Here is a 22845-nt window from a genome sequence, read left to right as displayed (position 1 = left end):
CCCGCGTACGACCACAGGAGCTGAACCGAACGTGGCTGGACTGGCACGCCGCCGTCTCGATGCCGAGCTGGTACGCCGTAACCTCGCGCGCTCGCGTGAGCACGCGAGCCAGCTGATCGCCGCGGGCCGGGTGACCGTGGGCGGCACCACCGCGACCAAACCCGCCACCCAGGTGGAGACCAGCGCCGCCGTCGTCGTCACCGAGGACGACGCCGAACCCGACTATGTCTCGCGCGGCGGGCACAAACTCGCGGGAGCGCTGGCGGCATTCGTACCGCTCGGCCTTGAGGTCGCGGGCCGACGGGCGCTCGACGCCGGCGCGTCGACAGGCGGCTTCACCGATGTCCTGCTGCGGGCCGGAGTCGGGCATGTCGTCGCCGTGGACGTGGGCTACGGTCAACTCGCCTGGCCGCTGCGGAGCGATGAACGCGTCACCGTCAAGGATCGTACGAACGTACGTGAGTTGACGCTCGAAGCGATCGAAGGGGAGCCCGTGGATCTGATCGTGGGGGATCTGTCGTTCATCCCGCTGGGGGTGGTGCTGCCCGCGCTGGTGGGCTGCGCCGCCCCGGACGCCGATCTCGTGCTCATGGTCAAGCCGCAGTTCGAGGTCGGCAAGGAGCGGCTGGGCAGCGGAGGGGTCGTACGGAGCCCGGAACTGCGGGCCGAGGCCGTACGGACCGTGGCACGGCGCGCGGGCGAACTCGGCCTGGGGGTAAGGGGAGTCACCGCCAGCCCGCTGCCGGGACCCGCCGGAAACGTTGAGTATTTTCTGTGGCTCAGGGCCGGAGCACCCGAACTGGACCCGGCCGATGTCGACCGTGCAGTGGCGGAGGGACCCCGTTGACGTCGAACGCAGAACGGACCGTATTCCTGCTGGCCCATACCGGCAGACCCGCGGCGATCCGCAGCGCGGAACTGGTGGTGAACGGACTGGTGCGCAGCGGTCTGCGCGTACGGGTCCTGGCGGCGGAGGCGGTCGATCTGCCGCTTCCGGAGTCGGTGGAGACGGTCCCCGACGCCACCCCCGCCGCGCTCGACGGCTGCGAACTGCTGATCGTGCTCGGCGGGGACGGCACACTGCTGCGCGGCGCCGCGTTCGCGCGGGCCTCGGGCGTGCCGATGCTCGGCGTCAATCTGGGCCGCGTCGGCTTTCTCGCCGAGGCGGAACGTGACGATCTGGACAAGGTCGTCAACCGCGTGGTCACTCGTTCCTACGAGGTCGAGGAGCGGATGACCATCGATGTCGTCGTACGCAGCAACGGCGATGTGGTCCACCGGGACTGGGCGCTCAACGAGGCGGCCGTGCAGAAGGTCTCACCGGAGCGGATGCTCGAAGTCGTCCTGGAGATCGACGGGCGGCCGGTCACCGCGTTCGGCTGCGACGGGATCGTCTGCGCCACCCCCACCGGATCGACGGCGTACGCCTTCTCGGCCGGCGGGCCGGTCGTCTGGCCGGAGGTCGAGGCGCTGCTGATGGTGCCGATCAGCGCGCACGCGCTCTTCGCGAAGCCGCTGGTGACCTCGCCGACCACGGTGCTGGCGGTGGAGGTGCAGGCGAACACCCCGCACGGGGTGCTGTGGTGCGACGGGCGCAGGACCGTGGAGCTGCCGCCGGGGGCGAGGGTGGAGGTACGGCGCGGAGCCGTCCCGGTGCGGCTTGCGCGGCTGCATCACGCCTCGTTCACCGACCGGCTGGTGGCCAAGTTCGCGCTGCCGGTGTCCGGCTGGCGCGGGGCACCGCACTGACCGGACCGGCCGGTGGCGTGGGTGACGTAACCGACCGGACATAGAGGGCGTTTCCGGGTGGATTCGGTACGTATCGATGCTGCCGCGCCCCGCCCGGACACTGCCCGGTCGAGGGAATCGGGGGTGGGGTCCGTCGCGCGGGGCCTCCCGGACCTCGTATGGTCATGACCGTGTTGGAGGAGATGCGGATACGGTCGCTCGGAGTCATCGACGACGCGGTCGTCGAGCTGTCACCCGGCTTCACCGCGGTGACCGGTGAGACCGGCGCGGGCAAGACCATGGTCGTCACCAGTCTCGGACTGCTGCTCGGCGGACGGGCCGATCCCGCCCTCGTGCGGATCGGCGCGAAGTCGGCGGTCGTGGAGGGGCGGGTCACCCTCGCCGCCGGTGCCCCGGCGACCCTGCGCGCCGAGGAGGCGGGCGCGGAGCTGGAGGACGGGGCGCTGCTCATCAGCAGAACTGTCTCCGCGGAGGGACGCTCGCGCGCCCATCTCGGCGGGCGCTCCGTGCCCGTGGGCGTCTTGGGGGAGCTGGCGGACGACCTGGTCGCGGTGCATGGCCAGACGGACCAGCAGGGGCTGCTGCGGCCCGCGCGGCAGCGCAAGGCGCTCGACCGGTACGCGGGCGACGCCGTCGCCGTTCCGTACGCCGCTTACGCGGAGGCGTACCGGCGACTGCGCGCCGTCGCCTCGGAGCTGGACGAGCTGACCACCCGGGCCCGGGAGCGCGCGCAGGAGGCAGATCTGCTGCGCTTCGGGCTGAACGAGATCGGGGCGGTCGAACCGAGGGCGGGGGAGGACATCGAACTCGCTGCGGAGGCAGAGCGCCTCGGCCACGCGGAAGCGCTTGCGTCCGCCGCCTCCATCGCGCACGCGGCGCTCGCCGGCAACCCCGAGGATCCGGAAGGCGTCGACGCGACGACCCTGGTCGGGGGCGCGGGCCGGGCGCTGGACGCCGTACGGTCCCATGACCCCGCGCTGGCCGGGCTCGCCGAGCGCATGGGAGAGATCTCCATCCTGCTCGCGGATGTGGCCGGTGAACTCGCGGGATACGCGGACAATCTGGATGCCGATCCGCTGCGGCTGGCCGCCGTGGAGGAGCGCAGGGCCGCGCTGTCCGGGCTGACCCGTAAGTACGGCCAGGACATCGCCACCGTCCTGGCCTGGGCCGAGGAGAGCAGCGCGCGGCTGACCGAGCTGGAGGGCGACGACGAACGGATCGGCGAGCTGACGGCCGAGCGTGACGCGCTGCGGTCCGAGCTGTCCGCTCTCGCGCAGGAGCTGACCGACGCGCGTACGGCGGCGGCGGCGCTCTTCGCGGGGGCCGTCACGGCGGAGCTGGCCTCGCTCGCCATGCCGCACGCACGCGTCTCGTTCGACATCCGCCAGACCGAGTCCGCCGACGAGGCGGACGGGGTCGAGGTCGACGGGCGCTCGGTGATGTACGGGCCGCACGGCGTCGACGAGGTCGAACTGCTGCTGGCCCCCCACCCGGGCGCCCAGCCCCGGCCGATCGCCAAGGGCGCGTCCGGCGGTGAGCTGTCGCGGGTGATGCTCGCGGTGGAGGTCGTCTTCGCGGGGTCCGATCCGGTGCCGACGTATCTCTTCGACGAGGTCGACGCGGGCGTCGGCGGCAAGGCGGCGGTCGAGGTGGGCCGACGGCTGGCGAAGCTGGCCACCTCGGCGCAGGTGGTGGTGGTCACGCACCTTCCGCAGGTGGCGGCCTTCGCCGACCGGCAGCTGCTGGTCGAGAAGACGGTGGACGGCGCGGTGACGCGCTCCGGGGTGACGGTCCTGGAGGGCGAGGACCGGGTACGGGAGTTGTCGCGGATGCTGGCGGGCCAGGAGGACTCGGAAACGGCGCGCGCGCACGCGGAGGAACTGCTCGCCACGGCGCGGGGCGCGGCCTCCGGGGGCTAGGTCGTGTCCGGTCGCCCGGGCATAGGCTGATCCGCATGGCAGCCAGGGGCGGCAGGACCGTCGCGTTCGTCGGCGCGTTGGGGATCACGCGTGCCGTATACGAAGTGCTCCGTGAACGGGCGCCCGGAGGTCCGGAGTCCGGCGCCGCCGTCGTGGCGGGCAACGGCCGGACCGGGCTGGCCTTGCACGCACTGGGAGTTGTGGCCGCGACGGCGTACGGTGACCGGGTCGGTCGGCGCGCGTCCTCACCCATGTGAGTGATCCGGGTGCCGAGTTGAGGCGCCGGACACACGAACGACGCCCCGGCGGTGCCGGAACGTGCGTACGGACTGGCATCCTTGGCGCAGCGACTTCCGGGGCCGGGCCGCGCCGCCGCGGATGCCCCGGCCGTCCATCAGTCCATTCCCGATTCTCGATTCCCGATCCAGGAGCCTCGACCACGTGACACAACTGCGTACGGTCCAGGTACTTGGCGGCGGCAGCGTGGGCAGCAGCGCGCACGTACGCTCGCTGGCGGCCGGTCTGGCTGCCAGGGGAGTGCGGGTGACGGTGTGCGCGCCTGCCGAACTCGACCATGCCTACGACTTCCGCGGCGCCGGGGCGCAGCACGTACCCGTACCCCGGCGCAGTGATCCGGCGGCCGTCGCGGCCCTGCGGGCGGCCTGCGCCGGCGCGGACGTGGTGCACGCGCACGGCGTGCACGCCGCCGTACGGACCGCGATCGCGCTCGGCGGACTGCGCGTGCCACTGGTCGTCACCTGGCACTCCCGCGCGCACGCCGAAGGACCGCGCGGCCGGCTGCTACGGCTGCTGGAGCGAAGAGCCGCCAGAGCGGCGGCCGTTGTGCTCGGCGCCTCGTCGGAACTGGTCGACCGGGCCCGGGAGCGGGGGGCGCGCGACGCCCGTCTCGCGCCGGTGGCGGTCCCCGCGCCGCACTGGCCCGCCGACGGCGCCGAGAACAAGTCCCGCGCCGAACTCGGCGCGGTGGACCGCCCGTTGCTGATGGCCGTCGGCAGTCTCGTACCGGACAAGGGGTACGACACACTGCTCGACGCGGCCATGATCTGGCGTCATCTCGACCCCATGCCACTGGTCGTCATCGCGGGCGAGGGACGGGAGCGCGCGCGACTCCAGCGCCGTATCGAGGAGGCCGAGTTGCCGGTGCGGCTCATCGGCCGCCGCGACGATGTCTCCGAACTCCTCGCCGCCGCCGATGTCGCCCTGCTGCCCAGTCGCTGGGAGGCCCGCTCCGTACTCGCGCAGGAGGCGCTGCGGCTCGGGGTGCCCCTGGTCGCCACGGCGGTCGGCGCCGTTCCCGAACTGGTCGGCGACGCGGCGGAACTCGTACCGTACGGGGACGCGGCGGCCCTCTCGAACGCGGTGATACGACTCCTCGACGACCCCGGGCGCCGTCAGGAACTCGCCGCGGCGGGCCGTGCGCAGGCGGCGAACTGGCCCACGGAGGACGAGACCATCGCACAAGTGCTGTGCGTCTACGACGAGTTGACCCAGCCCCGGCGATCCCACTGATCCGGTCCCGGCCGCGTCAGAGCGTGTGGCGTCTCGCCCGCAGCGCCAGGCTGAGGGCCAGGACCGTCTGCGGATCGTCCAGGTCCGTGCCGAGCAGCTCCGCGATCCGCGCCAGCCGGTTGTAGAGCGTCTGGCGGTTCAGATGCAGCTCGCGCGCCGTCTCCGCCTTGCGGCCGGCGTGGGCCAGATAGACCTCAAGGGTGGGCAGCAGCGGCGGGCGTGAGCTCCGGTCGTGCGCGCGCAGCGGGCCGATCGCGCGGTCCACGAAGGCCGCCAGATCGGGGTGTTCCCGCAGCCGCCACAGCAACAGATCGATATCCAGCCGACGTGCGTCGTACCAGGGGCGCTCCGGCAGTCCCTGGGCCGCTGTCGCGGTCTCCGCCGCGTGCCGCAGCCCCGCGCTCGCCGCCGCCCAGCCGCCCGCGACCCCGACGACCACCACCGGCGGCTGCGCCCCGGGACGCTCCAGTCCGGCCCGCTCCACGCCCGCGCGCAGCGCCGTCGCGACCCGGTCGGCCACCGCCGTACGCTCGGACTCGGAGCGCAGTCCCAGCAGCAGCGGCACCCGCCCCTCCACGGGCCGTACGCCCAGCAGCACCGGCACCCCCACCGACGACAGCTCCTCCAGCACGGCCCTGGCGAGCAGCGCCCAGTTCCCTGACGGCGCCGATTCGGGGGCCAGCCGCATCACCACCGGCAGCAGCGGCCCCTCGCCCGGCTTGAAACCCAGCACCTTCGCCTGCGCGGGCGCGTGCTCGGCGTGGATCCGGCCCTCCGCGAGATCTGTCAGAAAGTCGCCACGGCCGCGTGCCGCGAGTTCCTCCTCCTGACGGGCCTGCATCAGGACGACCGCCAGGATGTCCGCCGCGCGCTCGGCCGCCAGCCGGTGCACCGGCAGCGGCGGCGCCGATACGGCGGGCAGCACCAGCCGCGCCCGTACCGCCCCGGTGCCGTGCCCGCCGCCGGGCACATCCACCAGCACCGCCCCGGCGGGCGGTCCCGCCGCGCGCGCCGCCCGCTGGCCGCGCAGCCCCTCCCAGATCTGGAGCGGATCGGCGGCGGCCGGACCCGCGCCCGGAGCCGTGCCCGGGGCCGCCGCGTACAGCAGGCGGCCCTCCGCCGTTTCCAGGAAGACCGGATTGCCCGCGAAGTCCGCGAGGATGCGCAGCACCTGTGGCACCCCGCCCCCGTCGAGCAGCGCTTCGGTGCACCGCCGATGGACCTCCTCGGCCTGCCGCAGCAGCGCGTAATGGCCGTTCACGATCTCGGTGTGCACCTCTTCGGTGACCGAGACGAAAGGCACTTCGCGATGCAGTTGCACCAGCGGCAGCCCGGCCGCCCGCGCCGTCTCCACGATCGTCGCGGGCAGCCGGTCGAACCGGGACCCCAGCTCCACCACCAGCGCCGCGATCCCGCGTTCGGCGAGCCCGCGGACGAAGACCCGCTGTTCGGCCGGGCGGCTGCCCAGCCCGATGCCCGTGGTGAGAAGCAGCTCACCGCCCTTGAGCAGGGACGCGATATACGGCACCTCGCCCGCGTGCACCCAGCGCACGGTACGGTCCAGCCGGTCGGCGCAGGCGACGACCTCGGGCAGACCGGCCCGGAGTCCGGGCAGCTCAAGGGCCCGCCGCACGGTGATTCCGCCCTGACTGTCCATGACGCCGGAGGCTACTGGAAAAGCGCGCGGGGCCCGGACCACGGCGGACGCGCCACCGTTGTCCGGGCCCCGGAGTCACAGGGGCCGCGGGAGCCGCACAGGGCCCCCGCGGGCCTCAGCCGCCGTACGCCCCCGAGGCCGTCAGCCTCAGCGCCGTATCGATCAGCGGCACATGGCTGAACGCCTGCGGGAAGTTGCCCACCTGGCGCTGGAGCCCGGAGTCCCACTCCTCGGCCAGCAGCCCCAGATCGTTACGGAGCGCGAGCAGCTTCTCGAAGAGCTTCCTGGCCTCGTCCACCCGCCCGATCATCGCGAGATCGTCGGCGAGCCAGAACGAACAGGCCAGGAACGCGCCCTCGTCGCCCTCCAGACCGTCCACCCCGGCGTCCTCGCCCGAGGTCGGGTACCGCATGACGAAGCCGTCCTCCGTGGACAGCTCGCGCTGGATCGCCTCGATCGTGCCGATGACCCGCTTGTCGTCCGGCGGCAGGAAGCCCATCTGCGGAATGAGCAGCAGCGACGCGTCCAGCTCCTTGGAGCCGTACGACTGCGTGAAGGTGTTGCGCTCCTTGTCGTACCCCTTCTCGCAGACATCGCGGTGGATGTCGTCCCGCATCTCGCGCCAGCGCTCCAGCGGCCCGTCGGCGTCGCCCGACTCGATCAGCTTGATCGTGCGGTCGACCGCGACCCAGGCCATCACCTTCGAGTGCACGAAGTGCCGGCGTGGACCGCGCACCTCCCAGATGCCCTCGTCCGGCTGGTCCCAGTGCTTCTCCAGATACTGGATCAGCTTGAGCTGGAGCACCGAGGCGTAGTCATTACGGGCCAGACCGGTCATATGCGCCAGATGCAGCGCTTCGGTGACTTCGCCGTACACATCCAGCTGGAGCTGGTGCGCGGCGCCGTTGCCGACCCTGACCGGGCCCGAGCCCTCATAGCCCGGCAGCCAGTCCAGCTCCGCCTCGCCCAGCTCACGCTCGCCCGCGATGCCGTACATGATCTGCAGATTCTCCGGGTCACCGGCGACCGCGCGCAGCAGCCACTCGCGCCAGGCGCGGGCCTCCTCGCGGTAGCCCGTGCGCAGCAGCGAGGAGAGCGTGATCGCGGCGTCGCGCAGCCAGGTGTAGCGGTAGTCCCAGTTCCGTACGCCGCCGATCTCCTCGGGCAGCGAGGTCGTCGGCGCCGCCACGATCCCGCCCGTCGGCGCGTAGGTCAGCGCCTTGAGCGTGATCAGCGAACGGACCACCGCCTCCCGGTAGGGGCCGTGGTACGTGCAGTGCTCGACCCATTCACGCCAGAAGTCGGAGGTCGCCTCCAGCGAACCCTCGGGGTCGGGCAGCGCGGGCGGCTGCCGGTGCGAGGGCTGCCAGCTGATCGTGAAGGTGATCCGGTCGCCCGGTGCCACCGTGAAGTCGGAGTACGTCGTGAGGTCCTTGCCGTACGTCTCGACGTCCGTATCCAGCCAGACCGAGTCGGGCCCGGCGACGGCGACCGTGCGGTTGTCCACCTTGTGGACCCAGGGCACGACCCGCCCGTAACTGAACCGCATCCGCAGCGCGGACCGCATCGGCACACGTCCGCTGATGCCCTCCACGATCCGGATCACCTGCGGAGCGCCGTCACGCGGCGGCATGAAATCGGTCACTCTCACGGTGCCGCGCGGGGTGTCCCACTCCGATTCGAGAATCAGTGAGTCTCCGCGGTAGCGGCGCCGAGTGGCCCGCGGCGCCTCGGAACCCGCGGGATGCGCGGGGCCCAGCCGCCAGAAACCATGCTCATCGGTGCCGAGCAGAGCCGCGAACACGGCATGCGAGTCGAAGCGGGGCAGGCACAGCCAGTCGACTGTGCCGTCCCGGCAGACCAGGGCAGCGGTCTGCATGTCTCCGATGAGTGCGTAATCCTCGATGCGCCCGGCCACGTGCATCTCCAGTCGAACGGCCATGTCCGCCCCGTGGGGCGCGTACTTCGGTCAAGGGTCGTTGACGAGCTCTATTTCCGGGAAATCGGGCGGGGATGGTGCCGTTTGCCGGCCGGACTCGGCAGCGAATGTTTGAGCAGGATACGACGCACAACGGTGCTCTGCGCCACGGTCCCGGCAACATCGGTCCGCCGAACGGGTGGGCCCAGGGTGACTCGCGGGAAAAAAGGCTGACTCGGGGGAAAGGGTCATCGAATGCGGAATGCGGCGTGTGGCCGGAAGCACCCTCCCTTCGGCGCTGATACCCTGGTAGCCCGTGGACCGGTGGACTCCCTGTGACGCAATGGGGCCCCGTACCCGCAGCGACGGAAGTCCCTTCAGTCTTCGACCGGGACACCGGCACGCACCTCAGACCGCGACCACGGGAGCCCCCTCTTGGCCATGCCGAACCGATCCACGACATCCTCGACGACCAAGCACATCTTCGTCACCGGGGGTGTTGCCTCCTCCCTCGGCAAGGGCCTGACCGCCTCCAGTCTGGGTGCGCTGCTCAAGGCGCGTGGCCTGCGGGTCACCATGCAGAAGCTCGACCCGTATCTGAACGTCGACCCGGGCACGATGAACCCGTTCCAGCACGGTGAGGTCTTCGTCACCAATGACGGAGCAGAGACCGACCTGGACATCGGCCACTACGAGCGCTTCCTCGATGTGGACCTCGACGGCTCGGCCAATGTCACCACCGGCCAGGTCTACTCGCAGGTCATCGCGAAGGAGCGGCGCGGTGAGTACCTGGGCGACACGGTTCAGGTCATTCCGCACATCACCAACGAGATCAAGCACCGCATCCGGCGCATGGCGGCCGACGATGTCGATGTCGTCATCACGGAGGTCGGCGGCACGGTCGGCGACATCGAGTCGCTGCCGTTCCTGGAGACCGTCCGCCAGGTGCGCCACGAGGTCGGCCGCGACAACGTCTTCGTCGTGCACATCTCGCTGCTGCCGTACATCGGGCCCTCGGGCGAGCTGAAGACCAAGCCGACCCAGCACTCGGTCGCGGCCCTGCGCAACATCGGTATCCAGCCGGACGCGATCGTGCTCCGCGCCGACCGCGACGTGCCGACCGCGATCAAGCGCAAGATCTCGCTGATGTGCGATGTCGACGAGACGGCCGTGGTGGCGTGTGTGGACGCCAAGTCGATCTACGACATCCCCAAGGTGCTGCACACCGAGGGCCTGGACGCCTATGTCGTGCGCAAGCTGGATCTGCCGTTCCGCGATGTGGACTGGACGGTCTGGGACGATCTGCTGGACCGCGTCCACAACCCCGACCACGAGGTCACCGTCGCGCTGGTCGGCAAGTACATCGACCTCCCGGACGCCTATCTCTCGGTGACCGAGGCCATTCGTGCCGGCGGCTTCGCGAACAAGGCGCGCGTCAAGGTCAAGTGGGTCACCTCGGACGACTGCAAGACCCCGGCCGGCGCCGCCAGGCAGCTGGCCGACGTCGACGGGATCCTGATCCCCGGCGGCTTCGGCGAGCGCGGTGTCACCGGCAAGGTCGGCGCCATCCAGTACGCCAGGGAGCACAAGGTCCCGCTGCTGGGCCTCTGCCTTGGCCTCCAGTGCATCGTCATCGAGGCCGCGCGCAATGTGGCCGGGATCCCCGACGCCAACTCCACGGAGTTCGACTCGGGCACCGCCCACCCGGTGATCTCCACCATGGAGGAGCAGCTCGCCTATGTGGAGGGCGCCGGAGACCTGGGCGGCACGATGCGGCTCGGTCTCTACCCGGCGAAGCTCGCCGAGGGCTCGATCGTGCGCGAGGTCTATGACGACCAGCCGTATGTGGAGGAGCGTCACCGCCACCGCTACGAGGTCAACAACGCGTACCGCGCGGAGCTGGAGAAGAAGGCCGGTCTGGTCTTCTCGGGCACGTCCCCGGACAACAAGCTCGTCGAGTACGTCGAGTACGCGCGCACCACACACCCGTATCTGGTCGCCACCCAGGCCCATCCGGAGCTGCGGTCCCGGCCGACCAGGCCGCATCCGCTCTTCGCCGGGCTGGTGAAGGCCGCGGTGGAGCGTCAGCAGGCCGCCCGCGCGGACGGGGGCCAGGGCGGGCCGCGGCCGCGGGTGGAGCCGGTGGCCGCCCAGTCCTGAGCGGGATCCCCAAGCGATACGGTGGGAGCCGGGGCACGGGTCTTTCGGGATCCGTGCCCCGGTTTCCGCTTGTGCGCCACTGTGTGGGAGGACGCTTTCATGACGATCAAGGACGCCCCCGAGGAGTGGCGGGTCACCGCGACCTCGACGCCCTTCCGCGGCAACAAGACCAGTGTCCGTACGGACGAGGTGGTCATGCCCGACGGTGCGGTCGTCTCGCGCGACTATCAGGTCCACCCCGGATCCGTGGCGATCCTCGCACTGGACGACGCGGGCCGGGTCCTCGTACTGCGCCAGTACCGCCACCCCGTCCGCCAGAAGCTCTGGGAGATCCCCGCCGGTCTGCTCGATGTGCCGGGCGAGAACCCGCTGCACGCGGCCCAGCGCGAGCTGTACGAGGAGGCGCACGTCAAGGCCGAGGACTGGCGGGTGCTGACAGACGTCTACACCACGCCCGGCGGCTGCGACGAGGCGGTACGGATCTTCCTCGCCCGCGGTCTGTCGGAGGCGGAGGGCGAGCGCTTCGAGGTCTCCGAGGAGGAGGCGGACATGGAGCTGGCCCGGGTCGGGACGGCGGAGCTGGTGCGGGGCGTGCTCGCCGGTGAACTGCACAACAACTGTCTGGCGGTCGGTGTGCTCGCGCTCACCGCGGCGCTGGCGGGGGATGGCATCGAGTCACTCCGGCCGGCCGAGGCGCCCTGGCCCGCGCGCCCGTTCACCTCCTGAATCCGCTCCGGATCCGCTCCGAATCTGCTCCGAACCCACTCCGAACCTGCCCTGAATCCGCCCTGAGCGGGACCTGGAACCGATGCCTCCGCATCGCGGGTGTCCGATGATTCTCCAGTCTGAAAAAATGCTGATCCGATTGGGGGACATATCGGCCACGCTCCACCGTTCTCGTCGCTGAGAGTGAACTACGCTCGTACCGCCCGTGCGGAGACCCGCCGGGCTCGGCTCGTGCGCAGGCGGACGGAGCGTGGCCCGTGACGGATCAGGCGGTGGATGTGAGTGGCCCCGGCCGTCCGGGCGCCGGGGAGAAGCGCGGCAGCACGCGGAGCGGGAAGCCAACCGCACCCGGAGCGGACGAAACTGACGGCCCCTCGGACAAGCGGACGAGCCGTTCCGCATCGGCCGCCAAGGAGCGGCCGGCAGCGGGTTCCGAGACGAAAGGTACGGCCCGGGTGAGTATCCCGGAGGGTCCCGACGACGCGACCGACGCCGTGAGCGCGGGCGGTACGCCGAGTCCGGCGTCGGACACCGTGACAGAGCGTGGCGACACGCGGCAGGCGGTGGACGAGGGCGCGCGTACGGACGAATCCGGCCCGGCGCAGACCGCTCCCGGGGGTGACGCGCCACGGTCCGAGCCGGGCGATCTGCCGTCCGGGCCCGGCGCCGGATGTCTGTCCCCGGTCATTCCCGCCGAGCCGGCCGTACCCCGTCCGGACCTCACACGTCCCGTCGAGCCGTCGCCTTCCGAGCGGACGGGCCCCTCGGATCCGCTGTCCGACGAGCGTGACCCCCACCGGGGGAGCCCCGCGTACGACGGGGCGTTCTTCGGCAGACAGCGGGAACTCAAGGCGCTGCGCGGAGACATCGAGCGGGCCGGGCTCAACACGCTGTCCGGCCGCAAGGAGCCGCGCGCCCGGGTGCTGCTGATCGCGGGCCGGCCAGGATCGGGCCGTACCGCGCTGGCCGAGGAGCTGGCCCGGCAGCTGCGCGACGGCTATCCGGACGGTGTCGTAAGGACCCGGCTCACCGAACCCGGCGGTGGACCGGTGCCCACCGAGCGGACCGCGCGCGAGATCCTCGACGCGTTCGGCCTGGCCACTCCGCCCGGCGCGGGCGAGGACGAGCTGTCCGAGATGGTCCGCGAGGCGCTTTCCGCGCGGCGGGTGCTGCTGCTCCTCGACGACGCCGTGGACGCCGAGCAGGTCGATCCGCTGGTGCCCGACAACCCCGGCTGTCTGGTGGTCGCGGTCGCGCAGGGCCCGCTCACCGGGATCCCCGACGTCCGTCCGTGCACGCTCGGTGGCATGGACGCCAAGTCCGCCATCGAATTGCTCGGCCAGTTCACCGGCGCCGTCCGGATCACCGTCGATCCGCAGGCCGCGGAGTCGCTCGCCGAGGAGTGCGGCGGCCAGCCCGCGGCGCTCGTGCTGGCCGGCGGCTGGCTCGCCGCCCGGCCCACCGCGTCGGTCGCGGATGTGACCAAACAGCTGCGGGCCCTGCCGCACGACTGGGACCGGCCCGTCGGCGACCGGCCGCTCGCGCGCGCCTTCCATCTCGTCTACGAGACCCTGCCGTCGCCCGCCGCCCGGATACTGCGACTGCTCGCCCTCGCGCCCGCGGGCCTCGCCGACGCCCATATCGCGTCCGCGCTGGCCGGCTGCTCGCTCTCGGCCGCCAGGACCACACTGGACGACTTCGCGGCCCGGGGGCTGCTCCGGGCGGTCGACACCGAGCAGTACGAGGTGCCCGGCTGTCTGGTCCCGCTGCTGCGGGCCGTCATGGCGGAGCACGACCGGCCCGCCGAGGTGCAGCTCGCCCGCGCCCGGATGCTGGAGCGGAGCGTACGGCTCCTCCAGTCGTGCCGCGCCGTCACCGAACCCGACGGCTCCCCGGCCCGCAAGAAGCTGGCCGCGCTGCCCCGCGCGCTGCGCTTCCCGAACGCCGCGTCGGCGGCCGGATGGCTGAGCGCGCGACAGCCCGCGCTGCTCGCCTCCGCCCGGCTCGCGGTCGCCGACGGCGAGCTGGACACACTGGCGAGGCGGCTGGTCGCCGCGCTGGTCAGGGCCCTGGCCGCGCACCGCGGCACCGAGGCCGCGGCGCCCGAGCTGTACGGGCTCCACCAGCTGGTGCTCGATATCGCCGAGCGGCGTGAGCTGCACCGTGAGCAGGCCGCCGCGCTGCTGAACCTCGGCGACCTGGACGCCAGGACCGGCCGTACGCGGGACGCGCTCGTCCGCTATCGCGCCGCCCTGGACGCCGGAAGAACCGCGAACGATCTCTACGCGACCGGTCGCGCGATGGAATCCGTAGGCGGCGCCTACCAGGATCTGCGGGACTGGCAGCGGGCCGCCGACTGGTACGGCAGGGCGCTCGCCCAGCGGCTGAGCCGGGGCGAGCGGGCCGACGAGGCCCGGCTGTACGGCCGGCTCGGCACCGTCTTCACCTACGCGGGGCTGTACGGCGAGGCGCTGCGCAACTGGCGGGCCGCCGTCGCGGGCTACCGCAGGCTGCGCGATCTCCCGGGCCAGGCAAGGGCCTTGAGCGAGGCGGCCCGGGTCCAGGAGTACGCGGGCCGGCCGCAGGAGTCGCTGCGCACCTGCCAGGAGGCGGTCGAGTGGGCGCGGCTGGCCGGGGACGAACGGCTCCAGGCCGCTCTCCAGCTCAGGCTCGCCGACACCCTGGACAGGCTCGGCGATCCCACCGCCGCGCGGCTGCACCGGGCCACCGCCGATCGTCTGCTGGAAACCGAGGGGGAACACCTGCGAAATCCGTAGCGCTTCCGCTGGGGATTGGTGCTTTGCAAGGCTAGACACCGAGAAATCCTTCATTAAACTGGCTACGCCGCACCTTCCGCGGCGTCTGCCCGTGCGCCACGCGTGCCCGGGTATGTATGGGATCGCCCCTGGACATCCCCCGGACATCCCCTGAGCCAAGGACCGTGATCTGCCGTGTTGGTCGGTATCCCCCGTGAGGTCAAGAACAACGAGTTCCGGGTGGCCATCACCCCGGCCGGCGTCCATGAGCTGGTGGGCCAGGGGCATCAGGTCGTCATCGAGCGGAACGCCGGCGCCGGCTCCTCGATCACGGACGAGGAGTTCGCCACGGCCGGCGCGCGGATACTGGCCACCGCCGACGAGGTCTGGGCGGCCGCCGATCTGCTGCTGAAGGTCAAGGAGCCGATCGCCGAGGAGTACCACCGGCTGCGCAAGGGCCAGACGCTCTTCACCTATCTGCATCTCGCCGCCTCCCGCGCGTGCACGGACGCGCTGCTGGACTCCGGCACCACCGCCATCGCGTACGAGACCGTCGAGACCGCGAACCGCGCGCTGCCGCTGCTCGCCCCGATGTCCGAGGTCGCGGGCCGGCTGGCGCCGCAGGTCGGCGCGTACCACCTGATGCGCTCGGCCGGCGGCCGGGGTGTGCTGCCGGGCGGTGTGCCCGGTACGGCGGCCGGCCGGGCCGTTGTCATCGGCGGTGGTGTCTCGGGCTGGAACGCCACGCAGATCGCCGTCGGCATGGGTTTCCATGTGACGCTGCTCGACCGGGACATCAACAAGCTGCGCGAGGCCGACAGGATCTTCGGCACGAAGGTCCAGACCATCGTCTCCAACGCCTTCGAGCTGGAGAAGGCGGTCGTCGAGGCGGACCTCGTCATCGGCGCCGTTCTCATCCCCGGCGCGAAGGCGCCGAAGCTGGTCACGAACGAGCTTGTCGCCAAGATGAAGCCCGGAAGTGTACTTGTCGACATTGCGATTGATCAGGGCGGCTGCTTCGAGGACTCACGGCCGACGACGCACGCCGAGCCGACGTTCCGGGTCCATGACTCGGTCTTCTACTGCGTGGCCAATATGCCGGGCGCCGTACCGCACACCTCCACGTACGCGCTGACCAACGCCACGCTGCCGTACATCGTGGAGCTGGCGAACCGCGGCTGGCTCGACGCGCTGCGCCGGGACCCGGCGCTCGCCAAGGGCCTCAACACCCATGAGGGCCAGGTCATTTACCGCGAGGTCGCCGAGGCCCATGGGCTGGATCACGCCGAATTGGCCGCGCTTCTGGGCTGAGGTGTCAACGCGCTTCGTCAACATCGCGCCAGCGGCCGGATCTTGCGCAGCGAGGTCCGGCCGTGCGCGTGTCCGGTGGCCGCCGGACGGCTGGTCAACACGCCTCGAACGTAATGCTTTCAACCGTTTCGCGCGTCGGCGAAACTTGTCGGGCATGCCTTGGTGAGAGGCTTGTGCGCCCTTGACAGCGAGGTGTTCCGTTGCCGACACATCGGGCCGGGTCCGGCGGATTGTGTTGCTGCGAAGCGGTGACACGCCATAGAGTCGCCAACCGTCGGCATGGTGCCACGCTGACCTATCGATAAGTTTCCTGGTCCCGTCCAAGGAGGTAAGACGACTTGTGAATGAGTCGACATTTACTCCCGGGGGTGGTCTACCAGGAATGTCTGTGAGGAGCCAGAGCCCGTCGTCCGGGCTCAAGGCTGTCGGCTCCGTAGCGGTCCGCACCTTCGCCACCCACCAGCACATGACGACAGCCCACCAGATGATGGACGGCCAACACGTGAACGCCATGGCCGGCAACGAGGGTGGCCGAGAGTCCACTCCATTCGCCGACTACGACGAAGTGCCCGAGGGGCACTTCTACGACCCCGACGCCGAGTACGAGCCCGACCCCGAGTACGCGGCCACCCTCGCCCCCGACGCGGCCCGCCAGCGTCGCGAGCGGATCGGCCCGACCGGGCGTCCCCTGCCGTACTTCCCGATCCCGGGCCCGCTCACCGACCACGGCCCCGCGAAGATCATCGCGATGTGCAACCAGAAGGGCGGCGTGGGCAAGACGACGTCGACCATCAACCTGGGTGCCGCGCTCGCGGAGTACGGCCGGCGTGTGCTGCTCGTCGACTTCGACCCGCAGGGAGCCCTGTCGGTCGGCCTCGGTGTGAACCCGATGGAGCTGGACCTCACCGTCTACAACCTGCTCATGGAGCGGGGCATGGCGGCCGACGAGGTGCTGCTGAAGACCGCCGTGCCCAACATGGACCTGCTGCCGAGCAATATCGACCTCTCGGCCGCCGAGGTGCAGTTGGTGAGCGAGGTGGCGCGCGAGTCCACGCTCCAGCGGGCGCTGAAGCCGCTGATGCAGGACTACGACTACATCGTGATCGACTGTCAGCCCTCGCTCGGTCTGCTGACCGTGAACGCGCTGACCGCCGCGCACAAGGTGATCGTGCCGCTGGAGTGCGAGTTCTTCGCGCTGCGCGGGGTGGCGCTGCTGACGGAGACCATCGAGAAGGTCCAGGAGCGGCTCAACCCCGAGCTGGAGCTCGACGGCATCCTCGCCACGATGTACGACTCCCGTACGGTGCACAGCCGTGAGGTCCTGGCCCGCGTGGTCGAGGCCTTCGACGATCACGTCTACCACACGGTGATCGGGCGGACCGTGCGCTTCCCGGAGACCACGGTCGCCGGCGAGCCGATCACCACGTACGCCTCGAACTCCGTCGGCGCCGCCGCGTATCGCCAGCTCGCCAGGGAGGTGCTCGCCCGGTGTCACGCCGAGTGAGTCTGCCCGGGGCCGACGAGCTGTTCCGTACGACCGGGGGCATGGCGCTGCAGTCCTCCTCGCCCTCGGACCGGCGCAGGAACGCCAACGGCGAGCCCCGGGTGCCCGCTCCGGCGGGGGAGAGCGATCCGTCGGGCGACCCGGCGGGCGCCGCCTCCTCCACCGCGGTGGAGGAGCACTCCGCCGCCGGTACGGACGCCCAGGAGTCGCCCCGGAGCCGGACCGCCGACGCGGAGCAGGCCGCCTCCTCCGTGAAGGGGCGACGGCCGCAGGAGGCCGCCTCCGCGCCCTCCCCGGGCTCGGGGCAGGGTCAGGGCCAGTCACCGGCCGCCGGGCCGGGGGGCGGGCAGCAGCGGCGTCGGGGACGTGGCGCCAACCGCCGCCCCAGCGGACGCGAACGGCACGACGAGAAGATCACGGTCTATGTCTCGGCCGAGGAACTGATGGACCTGGAACACGCGCGGCTCGTGCTGCGCGGTGAGCACGGACTCGCCGTGGACCGCGGCCGGATCGTCCGCGAGGCCGTCGCCGTCGTCCTCGCCGACCTCGAATCGCGGGGCGACGCGAGCATCCTCGTACGGCGCCTGCGCGGGCGCTGAGGATAGCCTGCGCGGGCCGCCCCGCCGCTCTCCCGCCACCAGGACCTCGATGCCCCCGCCCCCCGGTCTCCACCGCCCGCCCCGCCGCACTCTGGGCCGCGGGCCAGGGGCGTCGGCGCCCGAGCCGGCGCCGGAGCCGGTGTCCGAAGCGGTGTCCGAGCCCGTTCCCGTACCGGAGGCGCCGCCCGTACCCGTACCGGAGCCGGAGCCCGCGCCTGTGCCGGAGCCCGCGCCTGTGCCGGAGTCGGCGCCTGTGTCGGAGTCGGCGGTCGAGCCCGAGCAGGAGTCCGCTCCCGGTGACGGGCGGTTCACCGTACGGCTGGTGAACTTCGAAGGCCCCTTCGACCTGCTGCTCCAGCTCATCTCCAAGCACAAGCTGGATGTGACCGAGGTCGCGCTGTCGAAGGTCACCGACGAGTTCATGGCACACATCCGGGCCATGGGGCCGGACTGGGACCTCGACCAGACCACCGAGTTCCTGGTCGTCGCGGCGACCCTGCTGGATCTGAAGGCCGCCCGCCTGCTGCCCGCCGCCGAGGTCGAGGACGAGGCCGATCTCGCGCTGCTCGAAGCGCGCGACCTGCTCTTCGCGCGGCTCCTCCAGTACCGCGCGTACAAGCAGGTCGCGGAGATCTTCAGCGAGCGTCTGGACGCCGAGGGCCGGCGCTATCCCCGTACCGTCGGACTGGAGCCGCACCACGCCGCGCTGCTGCCCGAGGTCGTCATCAGCATCGGGCCGGAGGGTTTCGCCCGGCTGGCCGTGAAGGCGATGCAGCCGAAGCCCAGGCCGCAGGTGTACGTGGAACACATCCACGCGCCTTTGGTGTCGGTGCGGGAACAGGCGGGGATCGTCGTCGCGCTGCTGCGGGAGCGCGGCGAGGTCAGCTTCTCGGCGCTCACCGAGGAGGCCGCGGACACTCTCACCGTCGTGGCGCGGTTCCTGGCGCTGCTTGAGCTCTACCGGGAGCGTGCCGTCGCCCTGGACCAGGAGGAGGCGCTCGGCCCGCTCATGGTCCGCTGGACGGGCGGGGACGGTGATGTGGAGGCCGCGGTGACTGACGAGTTCGACCGTGAGGCCGCAACGGGCGAGGCAACGGGCGAGAGGGTGACGGTGTGAGGGCGAGCGAGCGGGAACAGGCCAGGGAACGGGCGGCTGAGCGGTCGGCGGGTACGGTCGCCGACCTCGACCTCAAGCCCGCCCTGGAGGCGGTCCTCATGGTCGTCGACGAGCCCGCCACCGAGGAACATCTCGCCAAGGTCCTCGACCGGCCCCGGCGGGCCGTCGCCGACGCGCTGCGCGAGCTGGCCGACGAGTACGCCGTGGGGCGCCGGGGGTTCGAGCTGCGGCTGATCGCCGGCGGCTGGCGTTTCTACACGCGGCCCGAGTACGCGGCGGCCGTGGAGGCGTTCGTACTCGACGGCCAGCAGGCCCGGCTCACCCAGGCGGCGCTGGAGACGCTGGCGGTCGTCGCGTACCGCCGGCCCGTGAGCCGTTCCCGGGTCTCGGCGGTGCGCGGAGTGAACTGTGACGGCGTCATGCGGACCCTGCTCCAGCGCGGACTGGTGGAGGAGGCGGGCGCGGAACCCGAAACAGGTGCGATCCTGTACACGACGACGAACTACTTTTTGGAGCGGATGGGCCTGCGGGGCCTGGACGAGCTTCCGGAGCTCGCGCCCTTCCTCCCCGAGGCGGACGCGATCGAGGCCGAGAGCCAGGAAGGCGTTCCGTCGTTCGATCCGGACGCACCGGACACCGACGCAGACGACAAGACGGAACTTTGATGCGAAGCAACGGCAGGAACAGCGGCAGCGGCAACAGGAGCGGCGCAGGCGGGAGCGGCGGCGGCAACCGGGACAACCGGGGAGCCGGCGGCGGGCGTGACGACGAGCAGAAGCGGCCGTCCCGACCCCGTCCCGAGGAGCGCCGTTACGACGTCGGCCGCTCGGGTCCCACCGGTGGTTCCGGCGCGTCCGGGGCACCTGCCGGCGCGCGCCGTTCCGGTGGCTCCGGGGGTTCCGGTTCCGGCGGTGCCGCGGGCGGTGCCTCCGGCGGGGGCTCGCGTCAGGGCGGTGCCCGGGGCGCGGCGGCACGCGGCGGTGCCAAGGGCGGTCCCAAGCCTTCGCAGAGCGGTGGCCGCGGCGGTCCGCGGCGCGGTTCCCCGTCCCGTCCGCGCGAGCTGGACGCCAAGATCGAGCAGCGCAACCGCGACCGGTACGCGAACCGGCCGTCGGTCACGACGCCCAGGACCAACCCGGGCGCCGAGCAGGAGGGCGAGCGGCTGCAGAAGGTCCTCGCCCGCGCCGGTATGGGGTCACGCCGGGCGTGCGAGGAGCTGATCGAGCAGGCCAGGGTCGAGGTGAACGGCGAGATCGTCCTCGAACAGGGCATGCGCGTGAACCCGGACCGCGACGAGATCAAGGTCGACGGGCTGACGGTCGCCACGCAGTCGCATCTCTTCTTCGCGCTGAACAAGCCGGCCGGGGTCGTCTCCACGATGGGGGACCCCGACGGGCGGCAGAACCTCGGCGACTATGTCACCAACCGCGAGACCCGGCTCTTCCATGTCGGCCGCCTCGACACGGAGACCGAGGGCATCATCCTGCTCACCAACCACGGTGAGCTGGCCCACCGCCTCACGCACCCCAAGTACGGCGTCAAGAAGATCTATCTCGCCGCGATCCAGGGCCCGCTGCCGCGCGATCTGGGCAAGCGGCTGAAGGACGGCATCCAGCTGGAGGACGGCTACGCCAAGGCCGACCACTTCCGGGTCGTCGAGAACACCGGCAAGAACTACCTGGTGGAGGTCACCCTCCACGAGGGCCGTAAGCACATCGTCCGCCGGATGCTCGCCGAGGCGGGCTTCCCGGTCGACCGGCTCGTCCGGACCTCCTTCGGCCCGATCCCGCTGGGCGACCAGAAGTCCGGCTGGCTGCGCCGCCTCACCAATACCGAGGTCGGCATGCTGATGAAGGAAGTCGGGCTGTAACACGCCCCGCGGCGCCCCCGGGGGCGCCGGACCTCGCGAAGCCCGCGGCCCGATGGCCGCGGGCTTCTCCCTTGTGCGGACGGCCCGTTCAGTTTTATAGTCAACGTGACCATTAAGGGGGTGGCCGTGAATCCCGTGATCGCGACTCGGACGGCCGTGCGCGCGTACGGCCGGTGGACCTGGACCCACGGGGGTGGCCCGGGCCCCGCGCCGGCGGAGCGGTCATGACGGCCCGGGGGCGGCGCGTCCCGAGGGGATACGATCCCGCCGCCTTCGAGCCGTTCGCGGTCACCGTCGATCTCGCCGTCTTCACCGTGCGGCTGGGCCGGCTTCATGTGCTCCTCGTCGAACGGGGAGAGGAACCGTACCGGGGCGACTGGGCGCTGCCCGGTGGCTTCGTCCGGCCGAGAGAGTCGGCCGGACAGGCCGCCCGCCGCGAACTCGCCGAGGAGACCGGCCTGTTGGTACGGGACACGGGCGCGTTCCATCTGGAGCAGCTGCGTACCTACAGCGATCCGGACCGCGATCCCAGGATGCGGGTGGTGTCCGTGGCGTACGCCGCGCTCGTCCCCGATCTGCCCGAACCGCGCGGCGGCGGGGACGCGGCCCGTGCCCAGTGGGTGGAGTTCGGCGCGCGCGGGCCGCTCGCCTTCGACCACGAACACATCCTCGCCGACGCCTACGACCGGGTCGGCGCCAAGCTCGAATACACCTGTCTCGCCACGGCCTTCTGCCCGCCCGAGTTCACGCTCGGGGAGCTGCGGCAGGTGTACGAGACCATCTGGGGCGTGACGCTCGACCGCCCCAACTTCCGGCGCAAAGTCCTCACCACGCCCGGTTTCGTCCAGGCGTTGGAGGGGCCGCCGCGCCGGACCGGTGGCCGGGGGAAACCGGCCGCGCTGTACCGCGCGGGCCCCGCCACCACGCTGCACCCACCTCTGCTGCGACCGGAAGGACGGAACGCATGATCATCGCGAGGGCCCTGACCAAACAGGCCGCCACGGGCTCGCTGATCGGGCTCGCGCTCGGTGACGCGCTGGGCTTTCCCACCGAGTTCAACGATGTGCCGTCGATCCTGGCCAAGTGCGGCCCCTGGCGGGAGATGGCGCTCCCCGAGCCCGCGTTCGTCACGGACGACACCCAGATGACGCTGGCGTTCGCGCGCGGGATCAGGACCGCGATGGACCGGGGCGTGCTCGGTCCGCTGCGGCTGGAGCGGCCGGTACGCGACGAGTTCGTCCGCTGGTACCACTCCCCGGACAACGACCGAGCCCCCGGCAACACGTGCCTGGCGGCGTGCAGGCTCCTCGACAGCGACCGCCCCTGGCAGCGGGCCAGCCAGACGCACTCCAAGGGCTGCGGCGCCAATATGCGGGTCGCGCCGATCGGACTCGTCCCCGGCCTCAGCGACGAACAGCGCGGCGGCGCGGCGCAGTTGCAGGCGGCGCTCACCCACGGCCATCCGACGGCGCTCGCCGCCTCCGATCTGACGGCCCGCGCGGTCTATCTGCTGGCCAACGGCGGCGAGCCGCAGGGGCTGGTGGGCCAGCTGCGCTCGTACGCGTACGAGAACCGCGAGCACTACTACCACCGCTGGCTCGGCGACCTGTGGACCCTCACCGGCGACCCCACGCCCGAGGCCTACATCTCCCGGGGCTGGGACGAGTGCCTGGCGGCCCTGGAACGCCTCCAGGAGGCCCTGCGCTCCCCTTCTCCGGAGACCGATCCCTGTCTGGCCACCGGAGACGGCTGGATCGCCGAGGAAGCCCTCGCCACCGGCCTGCTCTGCTTCCTCCTCTTCCCCCAGGACCCGGTCACCGCCCTGCGCCGCGCGGCCTGCACGAGGGGCGACTCCGACTCCCTCGCCTGCCTCACGGGCGCGTTCGCGGGCGCCCACCTGGGCGCGGGTGCGTGGCCCGCGGAGTGGGCGGAGCGGATCGAGTACCACGGTGATCTGATGACGCTGGGCGCGCTCTGGGATTCTTGATCCATGCGAACGCACGGAACAAGCCCCGAAGACCGTCTCCGC

General features: G+C 71.6%; 17 protein-coding genes and 1 pseudogene. 16 read left to right on the top strand and 2 right to left on the bottom strand.

The annotated features are described in order from the left end of the window. Nucleotides 1–31 precede the first annotated feature (31 nt). From M1203_RS21025 to M1203_RS21005, 5 genes are all read left to right on the top strand, one after another. Nucleotides 32–847: a TlyA family RNA methyltransferase gene (locus M1203_RS21025; protein ID WP_249951292.1), complete on the top strand. Its 816-nt coding sequence runs from the start codon at nucleotides 32–34 to the stop codon at nucleotides 845–847. Next, nucleotides 844–1749, top strand: a complete 906-nt coding sequence (locus tag M1203_RS21020) for an NAD kinase (RefSeq protein ID WP_249951291.1) — start codon at nucleotides 844–846, stop codon at nucleotides 1747–1749. Before M1203_RS21025 ends, M1203_RS21020 begins: the two co-directional genes overlap by 4 nt. 158 nt (nucleotides 1750–1907) lie before the next feature. Then, the gene (gene recN / locus M1203_RS21015; protein ID WP_249951290.1) at nucleotides 1908–3668 is read left to right on the top strand and encodes a DNA repair protein RecN; all 1761 of its coding nucleotides are present in this window, start codon (nucleotides 1908–1910) and stop codon (nucleotides 3666–3668) included. Nucleotides 3669–3703: 35 nt separating this feature from the next. Continuing rightward, complete coding sequence (locus M1203_RS21010) at nucleotides 3704–3925, top strand: hypothetical protein (RefSeq protein WP_249951289.1); 222 nt, start codon at nucleotides 3704–3706, stop codon at nucleotides 3923–3925. Between the two features lie 184 nt (nucleotides 3926–4109). Continuing rightward, nucleotides 4110–5198, top strand: a complete 1089-nt coding sequence (locus M1203_RS21005) for a glycosyltransferase family 4 protein (protein WP_249951288.1) — start codon at nucleotides 4110–4112, stop codon at nucleotides 5196–5198. A 16-nt stretch (nucleotides 5199–5214) separates the two neighbouring features. Here M1203_RS21005 and M1203_RS21000 read toward each other — a convergent pair whose 3' ends face one another. Then, nucleotides 5215–6855: a PucR family transcriptional regulator gene (locus M1203_RS21000; RefSeq protein WP_249951287.1), complete on the bottom strand. Its 1641-nt coding sequence runs from the start codon at nucleotides 6853–6855 to the stop codon at nucleotides 5215–5217. A 115-nt stretch (nucleotides 6856–6970) separates the two neighbouring features. After that, the gene (locus M1203_RS20995; RefSeq protein ID WP_249951286.1) at nucleotides 6971–8797 is read right to left on the bottom strand and encodes a glycoside hydrolase family 15 protein; all 1827 of its coding nucleotides are present in this window, start codon (nucleotides 8795–8797) and stop codon (nucleotides 6971–6973) included. A 417-nt stretch (nucleotides 8798–9214) separates the two neighbouring features. Here M1203_RS20995 and M1203_RS20990 point away from each other — a divergent pair, with 417 nt between their 5' ends. From M1203_RS20990 to M1203_RS20940, 11 genes and pseudogenes are all read left to right on the top strand, one after another. Continuing rightward, nucleotides 9215–10933 carry a CTP synthase gene (locus M1203_RS20990; RefSeq protein ID WP_249951285.1) on the top strand — a complete coding sequence of 573 codons (1719 nt, stop codon included), beginning with the start codon at nucleotides 9215–9217 and terminating at the stop codon, nucleotides 10931–10933. A gap of 99 nt (nucleotides 10934–11032) precedes the next feature. After that, nucleotides 11033–11659 carry an NUDIX hydrolase gene (locus M1203_RS20985; protein ID WP_249951284.1) on the top strand — a complete coding sequence of 209 codons (627 nt, stop codon included), beginning with the start codon at nucleotides 11033–11035 and terminating at the stop codon, nucleotides 11657–11659. A gap of 773 nt (nucleotides 11660–12432) precedes the next feature. Continuing rightward, nucleotides 12433–14452 (top strand): annotated as a pseudogene (locus M1203_RS20980) (tetratricopeptide repeat protein); the annotation flags it as partial. A gap of 158 nt (nucleotides 14453–14610) precedes the next feature. Continuing rightward, nucleotides 14611–15726 (top strand): alanine dehydrogenase, encoded by a 1116-nt coding sequence (ald, locus tag M1203_RS20975; RefSeq protein WP_249951283.1) that lies wholly within the window; start codon nucleotides 14611–14613, stop codon nucleotides 15724–15726. A gap of 382 nt (nucleotides 15727–16108) precedes the next feature. Continuing rightward, nucleotides 16109–17230 (top strand): ParA family protein, encoded by a 1122-nt coding sequence (locus M1203_RS20970; protein WP_249951282.1) that lies wholly within the window; start codon nucleotides 16109–16111, stop codon nucleotides 17228–17230. Then, on the top strand, nucleotides 17227–17829 hold the full coding sequence (locus tag M1203_RS20965) for a hypothetical protein (protein ID WP_249951329.1): 603 nt from the start codon (nucleotides 17227–17229) through the stop codon (nucleotides 17827–17829). Before M1203_RS20970 ends, M1203_RS20965 begins: the two co-directional genes overlap by 4 nt. A 49-nt stretch (nucleotides 17830–17878) precedes the next feature. After that, nucleotides 17879–18946 (top strand): ScpA family protein, encoded by a 1068-nt coding sequence (locus M1203_RS20960; protein ID WP_249951281.1) that lies wholly within the window; start codon nucleotides 17879–17881, stop codon nucleotides 18944–18946. Between the two features lie 98 nt (nucleotides 18947–19044). Further along, nucleotides 19045–19611, top strand: coding sequence for an SMC-Scp complex subunit ScpB (gene scpB, locus M1203_RS20955; RefSeq protein WP_249951328.1), 567 nt, complete (start codon nucleotides 19045–19047; stop codon nucleotides 19609–19611). Then, nucleotides 19611–20816 carry a pseudouridine synthase gene (locus M1203_RS20950; protein WP_249951280.1) on the top strand — a complete coding sequence of 402 codons (1206 nt, stop codon included), beginning with the start codon at nucleotides 19611–19613 and terminating at the stop codon, nucleotides 20814–20816. The genes scpB and M1203_RS20950 overlap by 1 nt, the downstream gene beginning before the upstream one ends. A gap of 224 nt (nucleotides 20817–21040) precedes the next feature. Next, complete coding sequence (locus M1203_RS20945) at nucleotides 21041–21784, top strand: NUDIX domain-containing protein (RefSeq protein ID WP_249951279.1); 744 nt, start codon at nucleotides 21041–21043, stop codon at nucleotides 21782–21784. Continuing rightward, nucleotides 21781–22803: an ADP-ribosylglycohydrolase family protein gene (locus tag M1203_RS20940; protein WP_249951278.1), complete on the top strand. Its 1023-nt coding sequence runs from the start codon at nucleotides 21781–21783 to the stop codon at nucleotides 22801–22803. The genes M1203_RS20945 and M1203_RS20940 overlap by 4 nt, the downstream gene beginning before the upstream one ends. Nucleotides 22804–22845: the final 42 nt, after the last annotated feature.

The organism is Streptomyces sp. 35G-GA-8, from assembly GCF_023534745.1.
In the GTDB taxonomy this organism is placed as follows: Bacteria; Actinomycetota; Actinomycetes; order Streptomycetales; family Streptomycetaceae; genus Streptomyces.
This window is presented reverse-complemented; position numbering and strand designations above follow the sequence as displayed.

What these genes read in the sequence shown, in the direction of transcription:
- recN (WP_249951290.1), top strand. Translation starts at nt 1,908, where the DNA reads ATGGTCATGACCGTGTTGGAGGAGATGCGGATACGGTCGCTCGGAGTC.
- M1203_RS21010 (WP_249951289.1), top strand. Translation starts at nt 3,704, where the DNA reads ATGGCAGCCAGGGGCGGCAGGACCGTCGCGTTCGTCGGCGCGTTGGGG.
- M1203_RS21000 (WP_249951287.1), bottom strand. Translation starts at nt 6,855, where the DNA reads ATGGACAGTCAGGGCGGAATCACCGTGCGGCGGGCCCTTGAGCTGCCC.
- M1203_RS20995 (WP_249951286.1), bottom strand. Translation starts at nt 8,797, where the DNA reads ATGGCCGTTCGACTGGAGATGCACGTGGCCGGGCGCATCGAGGATTAC.
- M1203_RS20990 (WP_249951285.1), top strand. Translation starts at nt 9,215, where the DNA reads ATGCCGAACCGATCCACGACATCCTCGACGACCAAGCACATCTTCGTC.
- M1203_RS20985 (WP_249951284.1), top strand. Translation starts at nt 11,033, where the DNA reads ATGACGATCAAGGACGCCCCCGAGGAGTGGCGGGTCACCGCGACCTCG.
- M1203_RS20970 (WP_249951282.1), top strand. Translation starts at nt 16,109, where the DNA reads ATGTCTGTGAGGAGCCAGAGCCCGTCGTCCGGGCTCAAGGCTGTCGGC.
- M1203_RS20960 (WP_249951281.1), top strand. Translation starts at nt 17,879, where the DNA reads ATGCCCCCGCCCCCCGGTCTCCACCGCCCGCCCCGCCGCACTCTGGGC.
- scpB (WP_249951328.1), top strand. Translation starts at nt 19,045, where the DNA reads ATGGTCGTCGACGAGCCCGCCACCGAGGAACATCTCGCCAAGGTCCTC.
- M1203_RS20950 (WP_249951280.1), top strand. Translation starts at nt 19,611, where the DNA reads ATGCGAAGCAACGGCAGGAACAGCGGCAGCGGCAACAGGAGCGGCGCA.
- M1203_RS20945 (WP_249951279.1), top strand. Translation starts at nt 21,041, where the DNA reads ATGACGGCCCGGGGGCGGCGCGTCCCGAGGGGATACGATCCCGCCGCC.
- M1203_RS20940 (WP_249951278.1), top strand. Translation starts at nt 21,781, where the DNA reads ATGATCATCGCGAGGGCCCTGACCAAACAGGCCGCCACGGGCTCGCTG.